At 49.4% G+C, this 16,030-nt stretch carries 17 protein-coding genes; 6 read left to right on the forward strand and 11 right to left on the reverse strand.

The features are described from left to right. Positions 1–3: 3 nt before the first annotated feature. The 7 genes from ACXAET_RS22340 to ACXAET_RS22370 form a co-directional block, all read right to left on the reverse strand. On the reverse strand, positions 4–285 hold the full coding sequence (locus ACXAET_RS22340; RefSeq protein WP_475190905.1) for a hypothetical protein: 282 nt from the start codon (positions 283–285) through the stop codon (positions 4–6). Next, entirely contained in the window at positions 282–926 is a 645-nt protein-coding gene (locus ACXAET_RS22345; RefSeq protein WP_475190908.1) for a lytic transglycosylase domain-containing protein, read from the reverse strand. Before ACXAET_RS22345 ends, ACXAET_RS22340 begins: the two co-directional genes overlap by 4 nt. Next, positions 923–1,348, reverse strand: a complete 426-nt coding sequence (locus tag ACXAET_RS22350) for a TSCPD domain-containing protein (RefSeq protein ID WP_475190910.1) — start codon at positions 1,346–1,348, stop codon at positions 923–925. The genes ACXAET_RS22345 and ACXAET_RS22350 overlap by 4 nt, the downstream gene beginning before the upstream one ends. Then, the gene (locus tag ACXAET_RS22355; protein WP_475190912.1) at positions 1,345–1,992 is read right to left on the reverse strand and encodes a hypothetical protein; all 648 of its coding nucleotides are present in this window, start codon (positions 1,990–1,992) and stop codon (positions 1,345–1,347) included. Before ACXAET_RS22355 ends, ACXAET_RS22350 begins: the two co-directional genes overlap by 4 nt. Positions 1,993–2,094: 102 nt before the next feature. Further along, positions 2,095–4,413: a beta strand repeat-containing protein gene (locus tag ACXAET_RS22360; RefSeq protein WP_475190914.1), complete on the reverse strand. Its 2,319-nt coding sequence runs from the start codon at positions 4,411–4,413 to the stop codon at positions 2,095–2,097. Between the two features lie 128 nt (positions 4,414–4,541). Then, a complete protein-coding gene (locus ACXAET_RS22365; RefSeq protein ID WP_475190917.1) occupies positions 4,542–4,976 on the reverse strand; it encodes a thermonuclease family protein in 435 nt (144 codons plus the stop codon). 159 nt (positions 4,977–5,135) lie between these two features. Continuing rightward, on the reverse strand, positions 5,136–5,477 hold the full coding sequence (locus ACXAET_RS22370; protein ID WP_475190920.1) for a hypothetical protein: 342 nt from the start codon (positions 5,475–5,477) through the stop codon (positions 5,136–5,138). A gap of 339 nt (positions 5,478–5,816) precedes the next feature. Between ACXAET_RS22370 and ACXAET_RS22375 the strand changes: the two genes are divergently transcribed. The 4 genes from ACXAET_RS22375 (at position 5,817) to ACXAET_RS22390 (ending at position 10,334) form a co-directional block, all read left to right on the forward strand. Further along, positions 5,817–6,626: an acyl-homoserine-lactone synthase gene (locus ACXAET_RS22375; RefSeq protein ID WP_475190923.1), complete on the forward strand. Its 810-nt coding sequence runs from the start codon at positions 5,817–5,819 to the stop codon at positions 6,624–6,626. A gap of 1,194 nt (positions 6,627–7,820) precedes the next feature. Next, positions 7,821–9,098, forward strand: coding sequence for a helix-turn-helix domain-containing protein (locus ACXAET_RS22380; RefSeq protein WP_475190924.1), 1,278 nt, complete (start codon positions 7,821–7,823; stop codon positions 9,096–9,098). Between the two features lie 202 nt (positions 9,099–9,300). Then, positions 9,301–9,963 (forward strand): helix-turn-helix transcriptional regulator, encoded by a 663-nt coding sequence (locus ACXAET_RS22385; protein WP_475190927.1) that lies wholly within the window; start codon positions 9,301–9,303, stop codon positions 9,961–9,963. Between the two features lie 125 nt (positions 9,964–10,088). After that, the gene (locus ACXAET_RS22390) at positions 10,089–10,334 is read left to right on the forward strand and encodes a helix-turn-helix transcriptional regulator (protein WP_475190931.1); all 246 of its coding nucleotides are present in this window, start codon (positions 10,089–10,091) and stop codon (positions 10,332–10,334) included. Here ACXAET_RS22390 and ACXAET_RS22395 read toward each other — a convergent pair. Then, positions 10,331–11,383 carry a replication initiator protein A gene (locus tag ACXAET_RS22395; protein ID WP_475190933.1) on the reverse strand — a complete coding sequence of 351 codons (1,053 nt, stop codon included), beginning with the start codon at positions 11,381–11,383 and terminating at the stop codon, positions 10,331–10,333. The two genes, ACXAET_RS22390 and ACXAET_RS22395, sit on opposite strands and share 4 nt — an antisense overlap. A gap of 933 nt (positions 11,384–12,316) precedes the next feature. On the opposite strand from ACXAET_RS22395, the gene ACXAET_RS22400 reads away from it, so the two are divergent. Together ACXAET_RS22400 and ACXAET_RS22405 are read left to right on the forward strand one after the other, a co-directional pair. After that, positions 12,317–12,985, forward strand: a complete 669-nt coding sequence (locus tag ACXAET_RS22400) for an AAA family ATPase (RefSeq protein WP_475190937.1) — start codon at positions 12,317–12,319, stop codon at positions 12,983–12,985. Beyond that, positions 12,966–13,295: a hypothetical protein gene (locus ACXAET_RS22405; RefSeq protein WP_475190940.1), complete on the forward strand. Its 330-nt coding sequence runs from the start codon at positions 12,966–12,968 to the stop codon at positions 13,293–13,295. The genes ACXAET_RS22400 and ACXAET_RS22405 overlap by 20 nt, the downstream gene beginning before the upstream one ends. 276 nt (positions 13,296–13,571) lie before the next feature. Here ACXAET_RS22405 and ACXAET_RS22410 read toward each other — a convergent pair whose 3' ends face one another. From ACXAET_RS22410 to ACXAET_RS22420, 3 genes are read right to left on the reverse strand one after another with little or no spacing between them, the layout of a single operon-like run. Beyond that, positions 13,572–14,057 (reverse strand): hypothetical protein, encoded by a 486-nt coding sequence (locus ACXAET_RS22410; protein WP_475190942.1) that lies wholly within the window; start codon positions 14,055–14,057, stop codon positions 13,572–13,574. 12 nt (positions 14,058–14,069) lie between these two features. Continuing rightward, complete coding sequence (locus ACXAET_RS22415) at positions 14,070–14,537, reverse strand: GIY-YIG nuclease family protein (RefSeq protein ID WP_475190945.1); 468 nt, start codon at positions 14,535–14,537, stop codon at positions 14,070–14,072. A gap of 40 nt (positions 14,538–14,577) precedes the next feature. Then, a complete protein-coding gene (locus ACXAET_RS22420; protein WP_475190947.1) occupies positions 14,578–15,600 on the reverse strand; it encodes a hypothetical protein in 1,023 nt (340 codons plus the stop codon). Positions 15,601–16,030: the final 430 nt, after the last annotated feature.

Genomic DNA, 16,030 nt, shown 5'->3' on the forward strand with positions numbered 1-16,030 from the left:
TCATCAGGCTCCGATAAAAGTATCAGACAAGCCAATAACAGCGCCGACAACGATAGCGATCACAGGACCTTTCAGAGACCCCCAACCAAAAACGTAAGCCAAGCAACCCCAGATAAATCCAACAGCGGCAAGGCTAACGCCGATGATTTTTGAATCCGCCAAAGTTTCGTTGATGAAGTCACCAATAGCATCTTGCAGCCAACCGGCGGAGGCGGGCGCTGCGGTGATGATGAACGCAGTGATCGCGAAAAACGCCATCTGCTGATAGAAGTGGGTTCTTTTCATAGGTCTTTGCTCACTTTGCTTAGAATAGTCCGCACGTAGTTGCGGGTTTCGGTGAAGGGGGGAATGCCGCCAAACTGGACGACGCGATGGGGACCGGCGTTGTAGGCGGCAAGCGCCAGTTTCCAGTCACCAAACTCACGGTACTGTGCTGCCAAATAACGAGCGCCACCGTCGAGATTTTCTGCAGGGTTCTTTGGGTTGACGCCCAGCTCTTTCGCCGTTCCCGGCATGAGCTGTGCAAAACCGTAGGCACCTTTGGGTGACAGAGCATCAGCCCGATACCGGCTTTCTTGCCAGACCAGCGCCAAGAACAACTCGGCCGGAATGTCATGGCGTTCCGCCGCTGCTTGGATTTCTTTGACGATGCGTTCCTGCGACCAGCCGCCCGAGGATCTGCGAGGCCGCGGTGCTTTACCTGCAATCTCGATCTTTTCTTGAGGCTTGGCCTTCGGAGATTCTGGTATTTCGTCGAGCGTGTACTCACGTATCCGGATTGGGCGAACGATACCGTTGACGATTTCTGCTCGCGCACCGTTCAGGAATACGCTGCCATCCGGCTCGTATTCGATGACCTGGGCGCTTGCATCAGTCGCCACAATTGCCGTGTACACGAGAAAAAGGGGCCGAACTACTGCGATCATTCGGAAATCCCCCTTCCATGTTTCTGCACAGAATTGGAGGGGCTTTCATTGTCACCCATCGCGGCAACATACTCATCCGCCCATGACGGTGGACTGTTGACAGCATCAAGCAACCAGCCAGCGAGACTGGCGTATTCTTCACCACCCAGGACGGATGTTTTACGAGAGATTGACCGAGATAGAAAAGTTGCTGCTACGCCGTGTTGCAGTAGTAATGAAATCAGAACACATAAATCATGCAGATGGTATTCCAGGTCACTGCCATACCTAAAACCACCACTGTAAAACACTTCATAAGGCTTGATAGGGGAGGACGGGTCATACCCAACCGTAATAAAAGCAGTATGACCTTGCGGAGTAACGACGCGGCGTGTCTCAGCTAACCGCCGATCTGGAAGGGTTTTGCGCGCGGGATTATTCATGCGGAAGCCCCTAACGCATCAAGCTCCGCCAGACGGATTTCCGCCCCCAAATCAACGTCGAAACGAAGATCGTTCACCACGTCAAAAGGCACCGAAATATCTAGCCAGACACCCTCACTCACCAAGTGAACATGATAGGTTTTATTGGGGTAAACGAACCAAATGCCATCGTGGCGGTTCAGCACGAAACGCACTGTTTCTGCATCTATCTCATCGTGCAATTCACAACCGAACTTAAGCGCGGCATAGAAATACAGGTATTCTAAATGGTCATTGCTTTTCGAAAGAGCCAACGCTTTGTCAGGAGACGCAAAGCGAAACAACACACTTGGACATACATCTTTATTAACCTCGACGTATGACCTTAAAGACTTGAAAAGCCTTTTCGAAGCATCAAACCCAAACTCGCTGAGTATATGAAATACCTCAAGCGCAATGCCGAAGGCGGTGCTACGCGCCTCGCTTTCCAACCAAAATTCACGAGCCTCTGACTTGATACTTGTGCGCTCACCAGACAGATGACGAACAACAGTCAGAATGTCCTTTCGCGCTAGATCAAAGCTCTGCGCACCAGGAACCCATCTTCGGTCAATTCTGTTTTCAATGGAGTCGAAAACGGCCGCAATCATCTTTCCATCTTTCATGGCAAGTAGGTCAGTGGTTTTTACATAATTACTATTACGAGAGATTTTGGCCGGACGCCCAATCGGGAGAAAATCAGACGTCCGGCCGCTGCTATGAACCCGTCACCGGCTCCATAAGAGACCCATGCTCAGACCAAACTTTTCAGCCCTAAAGCCATACCCAAGCGTTCCGAAGACCTGCCAGTTCGTGTCTTCCAATCGAGCTGTACCGCCCATTGAGAACGCCGATGAACCAGAGTAGTAGCCGAAACCCATAGTAACCGCCTGAACGGTACCTTCAGACAAAGTTGGAACTTGAGCAGCCAAAGCGATAGCCACGCCATCATTTGCAATAACCGAATTGCGATCAATTTGTCGCTGGAGGTCGTTAACGCGACGATCTGTATAGGCTTTCGCTTGGTTCAAGGTACCCGCATTGTTGCTGCCAATAAATTGGCGAACCTCACCGTTCAGATCTTCCAACAGTATCGAGTCATTCTCAACGGTATGACTATTGACAGAACCTTCCGCCAAATCTTCGTTTTCGATCGTACCGTCAGCGATATCTTCAGAAGTTACACTATTGTCGATAATCTGATCTGAGCCAACAGAGTCGTCGGCCAGATCTGCTTGTGTCACCGAACGGTCTACAATTTGGTTTGACCCTACAGAATTGTCAGCCAGATCAGCCCTATTAACCGACCGATCAATTATCTGGCTTGATCCAACAGCATTGTCAGCCAACTTATTCTGGGTCACCGAACGATCAATGATCTGGCTGGAACCAACCGAACCAGCCGATAAATCGCTTTGGGTGATCGACCCATCCCGAATATCATTCCCTGAAACAGAATTATCGGCGATATCCGTCCCGGTGACTGATCCATTTTGAATGTCGTCACCGGTCACGCTGTCATCAGCTATGTCGGTGCCGGTCACGCTACCATCTTGGATATCGTCACCAGTAACACTGCCATTTGCGATGTCAGTCCCCGTCACGCTGTCATCAGCGATGTCAGTACCAGTCACGCTGCCGTCCTGGATATCGTCGCCAGTCACGCTGTCATCAGCGATGTCGGTGCCGGTTACGCTGCCGTCTTGGATATCGTCACCAGTCACACTGTCATCAGCGATGTCGGAGCCGGTCACGCTGCCGTCTTGGATATCGTCACCGGTCACGCTGTCATTTGCGATGTCCGTTCCGGTCAAGCTGCCGTCTTGGATGTCATCACTCGTCACGCTGTCATCAGCGATGTCGGTCCCGGTCACGCTGCCGTCTTGGATATCGTCACCAGTAACACTGCCATTTGCGATGTCGGTGCCGGTCACGCTGTCGTCTTGGATATCGTCACCCGTTACGCTGTCATCAGCGATGTCGGTGCCGGTTACGCTTCCGTCTTGGATATCATCACCAGTTACGCTGTCATCAGCGATGTCGGTCCCGGTCACGCTTCCGTCTTGGATATCGTCACCGGTCACGCTGTCATCAGCGATGTCGGTGCCGGTCACACTACCGTCTTGGATATCGTCACCGGTCACACTGCCATTTGCGATGTCAGTCCCGGTCACGCTGCCATCTTGGATGTCGTCACCAGTGACACTGTCATCAGCGATGTCGGTCCCGGTCACGCTGCCGTCTTGGATATCGTCACCAGTAACACTGCCATTTGCGATGTCGGTGCCGGTCACACTGTCGTCTTGGATATCGTCACCCGTTACGCTGTCATCAGCGATGTCGGTGCCGGTTACGCTTCCGTCTTGGATATCATCACCAGTTACGCTGTCATCAGCGATGTCGGTCCCGGTCACGCTGCCGTCTTGGATATCGTCACCAGTAACACTGCCATTTGCGATGTCAGTGCCGGTCACGCTGCCATCTTGGATGTCATCACCAGTGACACTATCATCAGCGATGTCGGTCCCGGTAACACTACCATTAGCAATGTCAGTTCCTGTCACGCTGCCATTTTGGATATCGTCGCCAGTAACACTCCCGTTTGCGATGTCGCTTCCGGTCACGCTATCGTCCTGAATATCGTCACCAGTTACACTGTTGTCGATAATCTCAGATGAACCAACGCTGTCCGGACCAGGAGCACCACCCCCGCCAGCCTGAACTTGATCGTCAATAGCTTCATCAATCCATTCTTCTCTAGTACACGGAGCTGTTGTTTCATCGTCTTCACCTTCGTTGAAGGTACAGTTTCGAATTGCGCCGCCCCCAGTAAAGTTGTCATTGCCAACAACAATCGGTCTCAAACTAGGAGCAACTGCCAATGCAGGCAGAGGACTTAATGTCACATTGAGCGTTGCAGCCAATAACAAGAATTTCGCAACGCTGAAAAATTTGCCAAACCCTGCACCGTCCTTGCGGCGCTGGTTGACTCCCCCCATGCAGACATGATTCTTGAGGGCAGCATTGAATGGTGCTGTTTTTACCATAGTACAGTGTTCCATTGATGTGTGAGGAATGCCTCAGATGGATTAAGAGGCGTTTCAGGTCCTGTCGGTTGTTGGCGCAACCGACAGGACCGCTTAATGCTCGATAGATTTCCTCCTGACTGCCCTACTCACTTTTTCACCATTTCACTTTCCGTACACCAAGGCATACGTTTGCCGCCCGAGTATTCCCGAGCTAATCCCTCGTTAATCATAAGATCCTTGATTTTCAGAGCGCCCACACGACCTTCCGCAAGAAAGCGACCGTATCTGTCCAAGTTCGGTTGAACGATCAGTTCCACTTCTCCAGAGATATCAATGATTGCTCTCAGCTTCCGACTGGCTTCAACGCCCAGTTCTTTTTCGGCTGCACATTTTGCTCGATAAGTTTCAGGCGTATCAAACCCAACAAGCCTGTAACGATCGCCGCCATGATCAATCGTATCGCCATCAACAACTCTTATTACCGACGCGTCCAACCAAACAGTCCGCGTATTATCGGAAACATACCCATCGAACCAACCCACAAAACATAACACGACAATAAGTATCAGGAGAGAGTGCATGCGCCCTGCCCTCCTAGCCGAACCGACAGTACGCTTAACAAACCCACAGACGACAGACTTCCCCTACCCTGCTGATCACAGTCCAGGAGTAACGACGAAAACGTTTTTAATGGAGGGGACTCAACCGACCTAATGGCAGGTTCACGAGATACACGGCGGCTATTTTCCGACGCTATCAAAAACGGTGTCAGGGTTAATCTTACAAACACCGATTTCGCCCTCGACCAAAGGAATGGCAACAACCGTAGCACCTAAAGAAGCGGCTAAACTGACTGCACCCATCACGGTTTTCACGACCCGATGTTCTATATTTCGTTGAACAACAAGAACTTGTCTTATCTCGTCTTGCCCATCCATCGATTTTACGAAAAATTTCCATTCCCCGCTGATGGTATTCCGAGAATGTACGACGGATGCCGTGCAGACTATTTCCAGAATACCGCCGTCTTGCAGCTTCTCCCGAAACCCGTTTTCCAAAAGCACCGGTGTTAGTTCTCTCATAGGTTGCGGACTCCCGTTGAACACAGGAGTCTCTACTAGGGCATCGCGCTAATATGAAGTATATAGCTGTCATCACAGGGTCGTAGCTATCATGATGAATGCTGTAAATCAAATCATTTGCATTGATGTAATGTATATATTTCGCATCAATTAAATGTCATCATATTGCGTATTTTGAATTACCCCACTTCGTTAAACAGCAAGCTTGTCAAGTCACAAATTTATTAACCTAACCAAAGTATAGGTTTGACAAATCAATACTTTACCCACCGGAATTTTCGCCCGTACACCTCTCGTTAACCAAGCTGCAACCGTCGTCAGCAACGACAAGAGAAGGTGGTGAAAGTGGAATCTGGAATCGAAGTTAAAGTAATACCTTTCAACTGCACTGCAGACGATGAAGTGTATCGCCACCAATTTCATCGAATGCGCAGTTCGGTCTTCTGTGAGCACATGGGCTGGGATTTAGACAGCATCATGGGGACGGAATATGACGAATATGATTGCCATTTAACAAAATACGTTCTGGCGATCGACAAGAAGACCAAAAAGGTTCTTGGTGGCGCACGTCTCCTCAGAACGGACCGAGAAGAGTATATTAACGCGTTAAGCCCCGACCCGCATTCCTACATGATCCGTGACGCTTATCTAGAGCGTATCGAAGGTATTCCGTCAAACCTATGCTTCCTACCGCCACCGGTATCGGCCGACACCTGGGAACTGACACGTATAGTTTCGAACGGAAAAATTCGAATTGCACCGCATGTTCTAATCAAGGCCAACGAATACCTTTTATCTGTTGGCGCCAAGCGTTGCTTGTTTCTCGGCGCACCAAGTTTCATGAGAATGGCAAAAATGATGGGTTACTCCCCAAAACCGCTCGGTAATCTGGTCTCAGATCAGCATTCGACCTTCTTGGCGTTTTCGACAGAAGTCTGTCAAACGCCGAAGATTCCGGAAAATATCAAATCCAACGTGACAACCAACAAGACTAGTGGCGACCCGGTAGCCGAACTGTTCAACGACCAAAGCGATCGAGTTGGAATAGTCTACAAATGGAACACAGGCGAAGAACAGGTTCATTGGACCATCCCTTGGAAACGCCACGAACCTGATGCAACCACGTTTCTGCGTGTAAACTTGCCCTAACTGACACCAAGGACAATGCATTGAGATAGAAAATATGCAAACGTGTCAGTATAACCGCGTTGACCGATTGCAACGTTCATGACATCTTCAACCATGTCGTGCTTTCAAGTCACGGAGAACAGTTATGGCCAAAAAGTCGAAATCTATCAAGCTAGCACTACTGGTTATGTCCTCGACAATCGGCGTTCCAACAGCTTCGCAAGCATATCCAATAGATTGCGCAATATTTCTTTGTCTTGCCGGAGGTTGGCCAAGCTCTGCCGATTGTAACGCAGCCAGAGACGAGTTTAACCGACGAATAACACCTCACCCGGTCGAGCCTCCACTACAAATGTGGCGCTGCCCTTTGGATGCTTCTACTGGAACGTCAGAACAAACGTATATGCAGCGGTTAGATGCGATCAAACGCACAAGCCTTAAACCTTATCCAGAGTTGCCAAAGTCCATCGATGAATTACAGACAACAACAGTTAACTATACGGATAAATCCTGGAATACGTTGGCGCCCATCCCCGCAGCAGTAGACCTGTCTACAGCTGACTACGATGTAATCAGATCGATACGCGTCATACACATCAAGCACTATAGCAACAGAGTTCGAGAGAAAGACGGAAGATGCGAGGTCCAACTAGATCTATCCGTAGGCACTTATGACGAGAACGCCAATTTTCATTGGTCCAATCGTATCCCTTCTCAACTGCCGAATTGGCTTCCACTACGGAAGCAGTGTCCAAGCAGTTTCAGAGGCGTTGGCGTCGAGTGGTCAGACACATTTGATCGATATGGCTTTGAATTAGTCCAATATTGACCGCCACAACTTGTAGCTAACGATCATGACCAGCCCTACCAAGTCTAGTGACGTAACCATGATACTGATAGGGTCAGCCACATACGACAAAGAGAATCGGAAGGAGTTACCAAGACCCTTAAAATAAGAACCCCCGCAAGGCGGGGCCTCTACGGGGGGGATCTCTATGAATACGGTTTGGTCACCTAATTCATAGCGCACCTCCCACAAGACAGGCAAGAAAAAAACGCATTTGTGCGAACAGAAAAGTTTTGCCAGCTTTTGGGGCCCGTTTCGCCTTGCTTCACGACGAGGAAGTAGAGCATGAAAACGAAAAAACAGGCGAAGTGCGCCCTCAACAATGACGCGCAAAATAACAACACAACTCAGCGTGTGAGGTCTCAGGCATGAGTTTCCGTCACGTTGCAACGGCTCAGGCGCAGCCCACAACGCGCTATCACAATGGATTGCCCCAAGCCTGGAACCGTGACCGGTTTCGTCAACTGTGCGTTGTATACGCACAGATCATGGGGCTGTCTGCTCAGTGCATTCGAACACTTGAAATCATCATCGACCTGATTTCTCCGACTGCCTTTCGGGACGTTTCACAAGAACCGTTCTGCTATGCCAAACAGGAAACGCTCATAGCCATGCGCGGCCTGACAGACAAAACCATCTACAACCACGAGCGCGAGCTGGAACGCATCGGCCTGTTGGCTCGCAGGCTTGGCGCGAATGGTGCCAGATGCAAGCGCAAGGGCCTTGGCCTCTACCTGACCCCTGCCCTGAACCTCATTCCTGATATGCTGGATGTCGAGGAACAGGATCGGGCAGAGAAGAAGCAACACGACGAGCTGCGTGGAGACCGCTCACGGCTGTATCGCTACGTCAAAGTCACTCTGACCGCTCTGACGGCGCTCCCCTGCCCTCCTGAAGCTTCTGACGAGCTTATGGATGAGTTTCGGTCATGGCCGCGCGCTGACAAGCTGAAGTACATGACGCTGGAACGCCTCGCTGCGCATGTCCAGGCAGCACATGATCTGTGGAAAAGAGCAGAATCCTTTGTGAAGAAACCCACTAATATTTCGGGTGAACCCGAAGCTGGTTTCGGGTGCCATATACAAGACCAAATAGAAGATAATATTTTGTCCTGTAACGCCGATGGCGAGATAACAAGGCCCTCGGCTAACGCCTCGGAACCAAATTGTTCAGGCTCCGGGCCTGACGGCCCTCCGCGTTGCTTAGAAAGCAAGTATGAAACGGATTCCGAAGCGCACAATCCCGAAAAGCTGCCCAAGATCAGCAATAGGCTGTTTTATGAGCTTGCTTCACCAGAATTGCGAATGCACATCGACATCGCTGGTGGCGGGACGGAAAATCCAACTCCTACGTGGTACGACATCGAGACAGGCACATGGACCCGATTGTCTGAAGTAGGAACCAATTTATCAGCATGGCAGGAGGCATTACAGCAGCTTCAACCAATAGGCGCGATGGTCGCCGGCCTGATAGCAGATGCAAGGTTGTCAGATCCAAAGCAACCCCCTGTTGTAAGCCCCGGAGGTTATTTTCGTGGCATGGTAAAAGCAGACCAGAAAGGCGACCTGAACCTAATTTCCAGCTTCATGGGACTCTTGGCACGCCGCGCAAAAGAGGATGAGCACATGTTGAGGTCCGACAAATGAAACGTAACGCCGTTTTGAGCGATCCTTGAGTTTCGCGCATCGGCACTCGCTCAAGTATTTGTAAACGCGAAACAAAGGTGCACACAAAAAGCGGAAGTACCCTACCCTATCGGATGAACCACGCTGGACAAGCCAAGAGCTGACTCTTCCCAACGAACTATCAAAAATGTAGTTCTGCTTTGGTTTTGCGGAGTATCAATGCTTGTACGATCCTAGCGAAGTAAACGGCCCGATAGTAACCGTGGCTCAGCCCACGAATATTGGTAACTACGTGGAAGATCGAAAATGGTTATGCAGCCTAGCCAACTCTGGCTTCACCCTTATCATCAATTACACACCGCTGGGATTCAAATACTACGACAGTACCTACGACAGAGACTGGCAACGTGAGTATATGGAAAATAACTATGTATCCAAAGATCCAATCGTTTTGTCTGCACTATCCTCTATTTCGTTGACCAAACGATGGTCAGAGATACGTGTCCCTGATCCATGGAAGATTTTTCGAGCGAGCGCAAAATACGGCTTGATATATGGTGCATCCTTCAGCCGAACACGTAAGTTTAGAAAGTCCCTTCTAACAACTTCCCGGTGGGACCGTGAATTTACCGACCGAGAGATAAACGAAATTTCTCTATGGTTTGACGCTTTTGTCGACTTGGCGGCCGAGATAGTCGAGCTGACCGACAAAGAAGTGTTGGTAGTACGTAGGTTAACTCTGGGCAAGAGCGTTAAAGAAATTGCGGATGAGCTGAACATTACAACGGCGGCCGTCAAAGCAAGATTAAAGTCGGCACGTAAACGTGTCGGTGCCAGGAGCAACAGTAGCCTGATCGACAAAGCCACTCGTGCAAGTTTGCTGTAAGCTAGGGTCAGGATGCATTGATTTTCAAAGCGCTGCATCCTGACCCTACGTTCACTCGCACCAGGGCAATAAATAAATCTCTCCTGTCTATGGTTAGGAGTGACCGGAAATTTACAGACGATGAAATGGCGACCCTTTCGACCTGGTTCGACAGTTTTCTCACCGAGGTCGACGGCGGGCAAAATCTTACTGAGAAAGAAATAGAAGTTATTAAGCTACTGGCCCGTGATATGAACATCGAAGAAATCTCCAATGCCCTTGGCGTTACTCAGTTGGCTATAAAAACTAGGCTTCGACAATCGCGCGTTAGGACCGGATGCAAGAGCAACTACAGCCTGATCGCTAAAGCAAGCCAAGCGAAGATACTCTAAGGCGACCCGCGTTTTTCAAACCATTTGCGGCAGAAGCCCTCAAAAGCCTTGTCTGCGTCTCGAGGAGCGTCTAAACCGCCGTCGCTCATCCATTCCCGCCAGCTTTGCTCAAGAGAATAGATATCCCAGCCTGGGGCAGCTGCACGAGCCATATCGTATCCTCTTGACGACACGGTGATATTCTGGCTTTCCAAGACCCCCTGCCCTGCCGAGTGCATTGTGCCCCGATTTTCAAAGCGAACGATGTCACTCTCCGGCGCAAAACTTAGCGTGTAATCTGGCAGATGGTCATGATCGACCAGGAATCTGATGGAACGCCGAAACTCCTTTACCGATGACTTTGACCCGGATTTCTTGTGCAGTTTTTCAAGGCTTATTGACCAGCTTGACTGTCGGCCGCAGTGTTTCCGCGCAATCTCATAGACGCGTCGTTCAATAGGTTTTCTCAGCCGAAAATAATCCCGATGCAGAGTGAGGACTTCCTGAGCGCGGATAGCATTAAACACCCAATCGGAAATTTGCACTTCACACCAAAGCAAGCGACCGTCTTTTCCGTGCTTACGGCGAACTGAGGCGGCATCTATTAGCCCAAAAGTATCGAACTGTTCTTCGTCGCCTGTCTTGATATTGGTGCTGATCCTGGTGCCGGCCAACCGATCCAACGCCTCTACTATAGCTTTGTAATCCTTCCCAGCCGTCCCCCTGTTCGTGAAGATGAGCAAATCCCGAGTGTTCAAGCGAACGCGGCGGGATACCTTTTCCCCAGCTTGGTATTTGTGCATGATCTGACTGATACAGTAGATCAGGATATCCTTGTCATAGATACTCGCCAAACCTTTGACGCTGGGCGTGATCTCAAGCCAGTTACCATTGTGGTCATACCGCTTGACGGCAAGATCTGGTTTTTTGGAAAGCGTGAAAACAGGATGCTCCATGTGTGGCATCACGTCCTTCAGAACCGCATCGGCAACGTCACAGATAAATAGGTCATCCTGTGGACGCCTTTCTGGAAGAAGATGATCTTCTGGATTCGGGGTTTCACACACCATATCGGTGATATTCGGGGTTTTACACACCCTGTCAAGAGATTCGGGGTTTCACACACCGCATTTCGGGGTTTTACACACCATTAAAGTCTCTTCGGGGTTTTACACACCATTAAAGTCTCTTCGGGGTTTCACACACCCGTCGACTCAGCCCTGACCTTCAAAAGACAGTAAACATCGTCGTTAGATCCTTCGCAGACTCGATAAGATGACCGGTTATGAAAAAATCTCCGTTATAAGCGACATTTAGAGTTCTTTTTTAAGAGATGAGGAGAACACCCCCACGTTTACCAGACTGATAAAGATTCGGGGTTTCACCCACCAGGTTTCGGGGTTTCACACACCGGTATTCGGGGTTTTACCCACCACCGTATTAAATTTTCGGTTTAAGATCATGCCGTTAGAAACGATTTTCCACAGCTTAACACCTATATAACACGAATCTAACACACGCTTGCGGTCTCCCTACCCTGACAAATTGAGACCCTTTGGGTGTGGCACAGAGGCTTAGAAACGGACTTAAGTGGGTCCGACTAGATAACAGGTAAGTGGTAAGTGTTATTAGATATTTGTTAACTACTGTACGTTGAGAACTAGTATAAAACTGTAAACATTATATAAAACAAAAGAGCGGGTTGGTCGCGAGTGTTAACACATAACTGATACTAGATAACACGTAACAATAAACTGTTATGTGTTACCTGTTATTACGTGCGACGAAGGCCACGGGCCGAGATGATTCAGGTCCAATTCACTTAGCGCTGTATCTAAAGTCTCGGAGTGTTCCGGAAAGCCAACCCGATATCTAATAACTGTTATCTGTTATTTATGCCTTGCGTATTGACTGTTATCTGTTATTTGTTGGGAGTTATCGGTTATCTACTATGGGTTACCTATGACCCACTATAGTCTAACAAAACATATAATGAGGCAGTCATGACGCAGATTATTACGGTAGTTCAGGAGAAAGGTGGCGCAGGAAAAACAACCCTACTTATATCCCTTGCATCACTGATGGTCGCGGATGGAGCAAAAATTGCCGTCATCGATACTGATCCAAAAGACGATCTATACGATTGGGCCGCCATGGGCGTGACAGACGTGGATTACTTGTTCGTTAAACACGATGAGCAACTGATGCCGGCAATCAAAAAGCTAAAAAACTCTAACGACAAGTATGACGCAATCCTTATCGATACTGCAGGCTTCAAGAGCGCAATGGCTGTGTATGCTATAAACGCAGCAGGATTGGTACTTATCCCATCAAAGGCGAACAAAGGCGACGCAAAAGGCGCGATCAAAACATACTCGCACGTCCAAAGCGTCGCCGAGAACATGAACAAAGACATCAAAAGCTTTGTGGTCATGATGGATATCGACACGACAACGAACATCACTCAAGTGGTTCTCGACGCGATCGATGAGCAGGGAATACCAAGACTTAACGCGGTCTGTGCACATCGCACAGGGTTCAAAGAAATGACGACGACGGGTAGGGGGCCAGAAAGGTCTGCAAAGGAAGCAGCGAAGCTTATTCTGGCTGAGCTACAGATTCGAAAAGCTCTAAATTTCTATGGAGGTGAAGATGGCGAAGTTGCAGCTTGACCTAAGCGAAGCCGTCAAAGAAGAAAAAGGCACTCATGTGCCGACGACGGTGGAAGAGATCTCAGAGAACGAAACACTCAGGAAAATGGCTATTGGGCTGCCTTCACCCGGACGCGCCGAAGCGCAGGCTTTGAAGAATGCCCCCAGGACGCAGTTCAGCTTTACCAACTTCCCAGTTCCAATAAAGGAAGCTTTCGACGACGAGGCTAAAAAGCGGGGGATGGGAAAAAAGGAGTTTCTATTCCACTGTTTGAGGGCAGGGGGCGTTGAAATTCCCCCATACGATGAAATCGATGGAAGACGTAGATAGAGGACACTCAGGGAGTGCAAAAAGAACCAAGCATAGTAGGTGTCGATTGCTGTAACGCGCTTTATCGCGCTAGTACGACCACAACTGCAATGCATTCCTGCGGCGCCAAAAGGTTCTGATAAGTACCCCTTATCACGTGTAACTGAATAGACGCCAAACGCGCGTCATGATAGTGCAATTTGAGTATCTTTTTCGTGGTGAAAAAGGCAAAACTGGCCCACTTCGGTGGGCCTTCTTTTTAGCTCAATATCATATCAGTATCATGAACCAGCGACTTCAACATCGCTTAGACGGTAAATTAATCTCCACTGGTCCACCTTTGCTCTCCGAAGCCGCTTTCCATCCGGCGTACCGCGTAGCATCAGTTAAGCGATCGAACGGATTATCAGCATTCGCGTTCCCTAGATCAAAGAAACCTTGCTCAACACCCTCCATAAACTGTAGTTCCTCAGGGTTGAACTTCTCATCTTCGTCTTCTTCTTCATCCCAGAAATCATCAGGCATTGGTTCAGTATCAAGTTCAACTCGCATCCAACCCTCAACCTCATGTTCCGCAACCAACCAACAGTATGCATTGAATTCTTTAACAGCAGCTCTTGCAAATTGATCCATGGTGGTTTCATTCGGTAAATCATAAAACCACGCTTTTCCGTCAAAAAAAACACGAGCTAGACTACTGTTCGTCCATCCTTCAGGATCATCACCTTCAACAGCAGGAGCATTGAGGCAGCCAACCAAATAATTTTTGAGACCTTCGATCATAACTATGTACCTTTAATGGAGTCTGGGTTTTTTAGCCGTTTCAAGCACATTTAGGCTTGTGTAATTACGGATTCCAACACCTTTGGGCCACGACAACTTAATACGCGCTTCCAGCTCAGTTAGCCTGGCTACTCTAGTTATTCGCTTGCACACGCCCTGAAGACTTTCCCAACGTCTAAGACGAAACCACTCTGTTCCTAGCTCACGCGCAGATCCGCGCAGGCGACGACGATAGAACAAAAGCAATCGCTGTTCGGCAGTATACGCCCAGGGCATTGAAACAGTATACGCAATAAACAGCCTTTCACCTGATTCACTCTCCAGTTCTCGGCGCCTATCATTTGTCAGTCGTTGAGTGAAACCGATCTTGAATAACTCCGGATTGTTTCTACTGACCATAAGATATACGGTACCAATCTTGGTACGGGTATCTAGCCAGCGAATGCCGGTTGATCTTCTACGACTTCGGCTCTTTCTCATCAATCGATCCTAGTGAAACCAAAAGGTCACTTACCTTTGACTACTGTTCTCTTGCTGAGCGCGGGCCCATGACCCGTGTGGGTATTTCGCTTGACACAGGTTGCCCGCGTTTATGTGCTTTAATCTTAACAATTTTTCCGTTCGCATACCGTCTTTCATGCTCACTAACCCAATGTTCAACTGGTCCCGATCGCGGCCCACCTCGTGAATTTTCAAATGCACGTCGAGCCTTTTGCTCCGACAAATGTTGTTCTGCTTCTTTGCCTATTCGGATCGTCACATGAGACCGCAGCGCCTCCGTCATCCATGGTTTGTTAAACTTCCTAGCAGTCTTTTGCTCCTTCGTGGTTAGAGAAGCTTTTTCCTTTTCCACGATACCGTTTTCGGGAGAAGCCAAAAGCGCGAAAAGAACAAACCCGATCACCATTTCATAGGTTACATCTCCGCGCTCCTGATCAAATATTTCCCGCATGATCTCATCGGAGACCCGCATCTTAGTGTAAAAATCAACCATGTGTGGACTAGGGACGATATTCGCAGTTTCAAACGTGCTATCAACTCGAACCTTCTTAGGGAATTCAGCCCAAAGAGCAGGATCTATAACCCTCATATCTCCATCGGTACGGAACATTTTCACCTTCAGATGGTCCTCTGACCTGTTGTCAAACAGAAGACCACGCAGCCCGAATTCATCAGGGTTCGTGTAATCTGGATCAGGAACATGCCCACGGTTTATTCTACTTTGCTGCAACAATCGTTGATCGTATTCTACCCACACCAGGTCAGTTGGCATTTCCACGCTTTGAAGGAACTTCGTTACCTTCGGAGAGCTTGCCTCATCAAATTTAAAGTCCTGTAATTCTTCCCTGAAACTGTCTGCATAGTCACAAGCTGCCCCGTCCAGCAGATACACCTTCGCACCGGAAATGTCGTCAAATGCCTCTTGACGAAAAGCCCTCGTAAGCTCGGTTGAACCCACCATATGAATAGGATCAATTGTCGGGTTTACCTCCTCATCTGACAGCGACTTTCGATATCGTAGAAGGATCTTCTTGAACAGCATGGGCAATCCTGTAGTTTTGTTTTTCGTAGCATGTTTGCGGATATCTTGATACGGGCAAATCCCGCGCCTGTGGCGCGTGACCGCGTGCTAGTCGGACGCCGGCACGCCGGCCTCCGACCCGAACCAATCACGCCCTTTCTCCCTTTGGCCCAGGTGACGGTGAATCCGTCTCGTCCCGAGCCAGCTTAACCGCGGCCAAATGGTCGCCAGCACATGCTTGTTTCGGCCCATAGGGTAACGCCCGCTTTTGCAAGGGGTTCAGGAGACCCGCGCGAGGCGCGCAGCTCCCATTGATTTTTGGACAGGGCAGGGGATCGACGCGCTAAAGCGCGCTCACCCCAACCCTGACATTATCCAATAGTGGGGCTGCTGTGACCGACCCTCGGCCGGCCCCATCATCCCGATCCGCCCGCATCCTGTGTCGGGCCGG

It is taken from the genome of Ruegeria sp. AWH4_226, assembly GCF_056159225.1.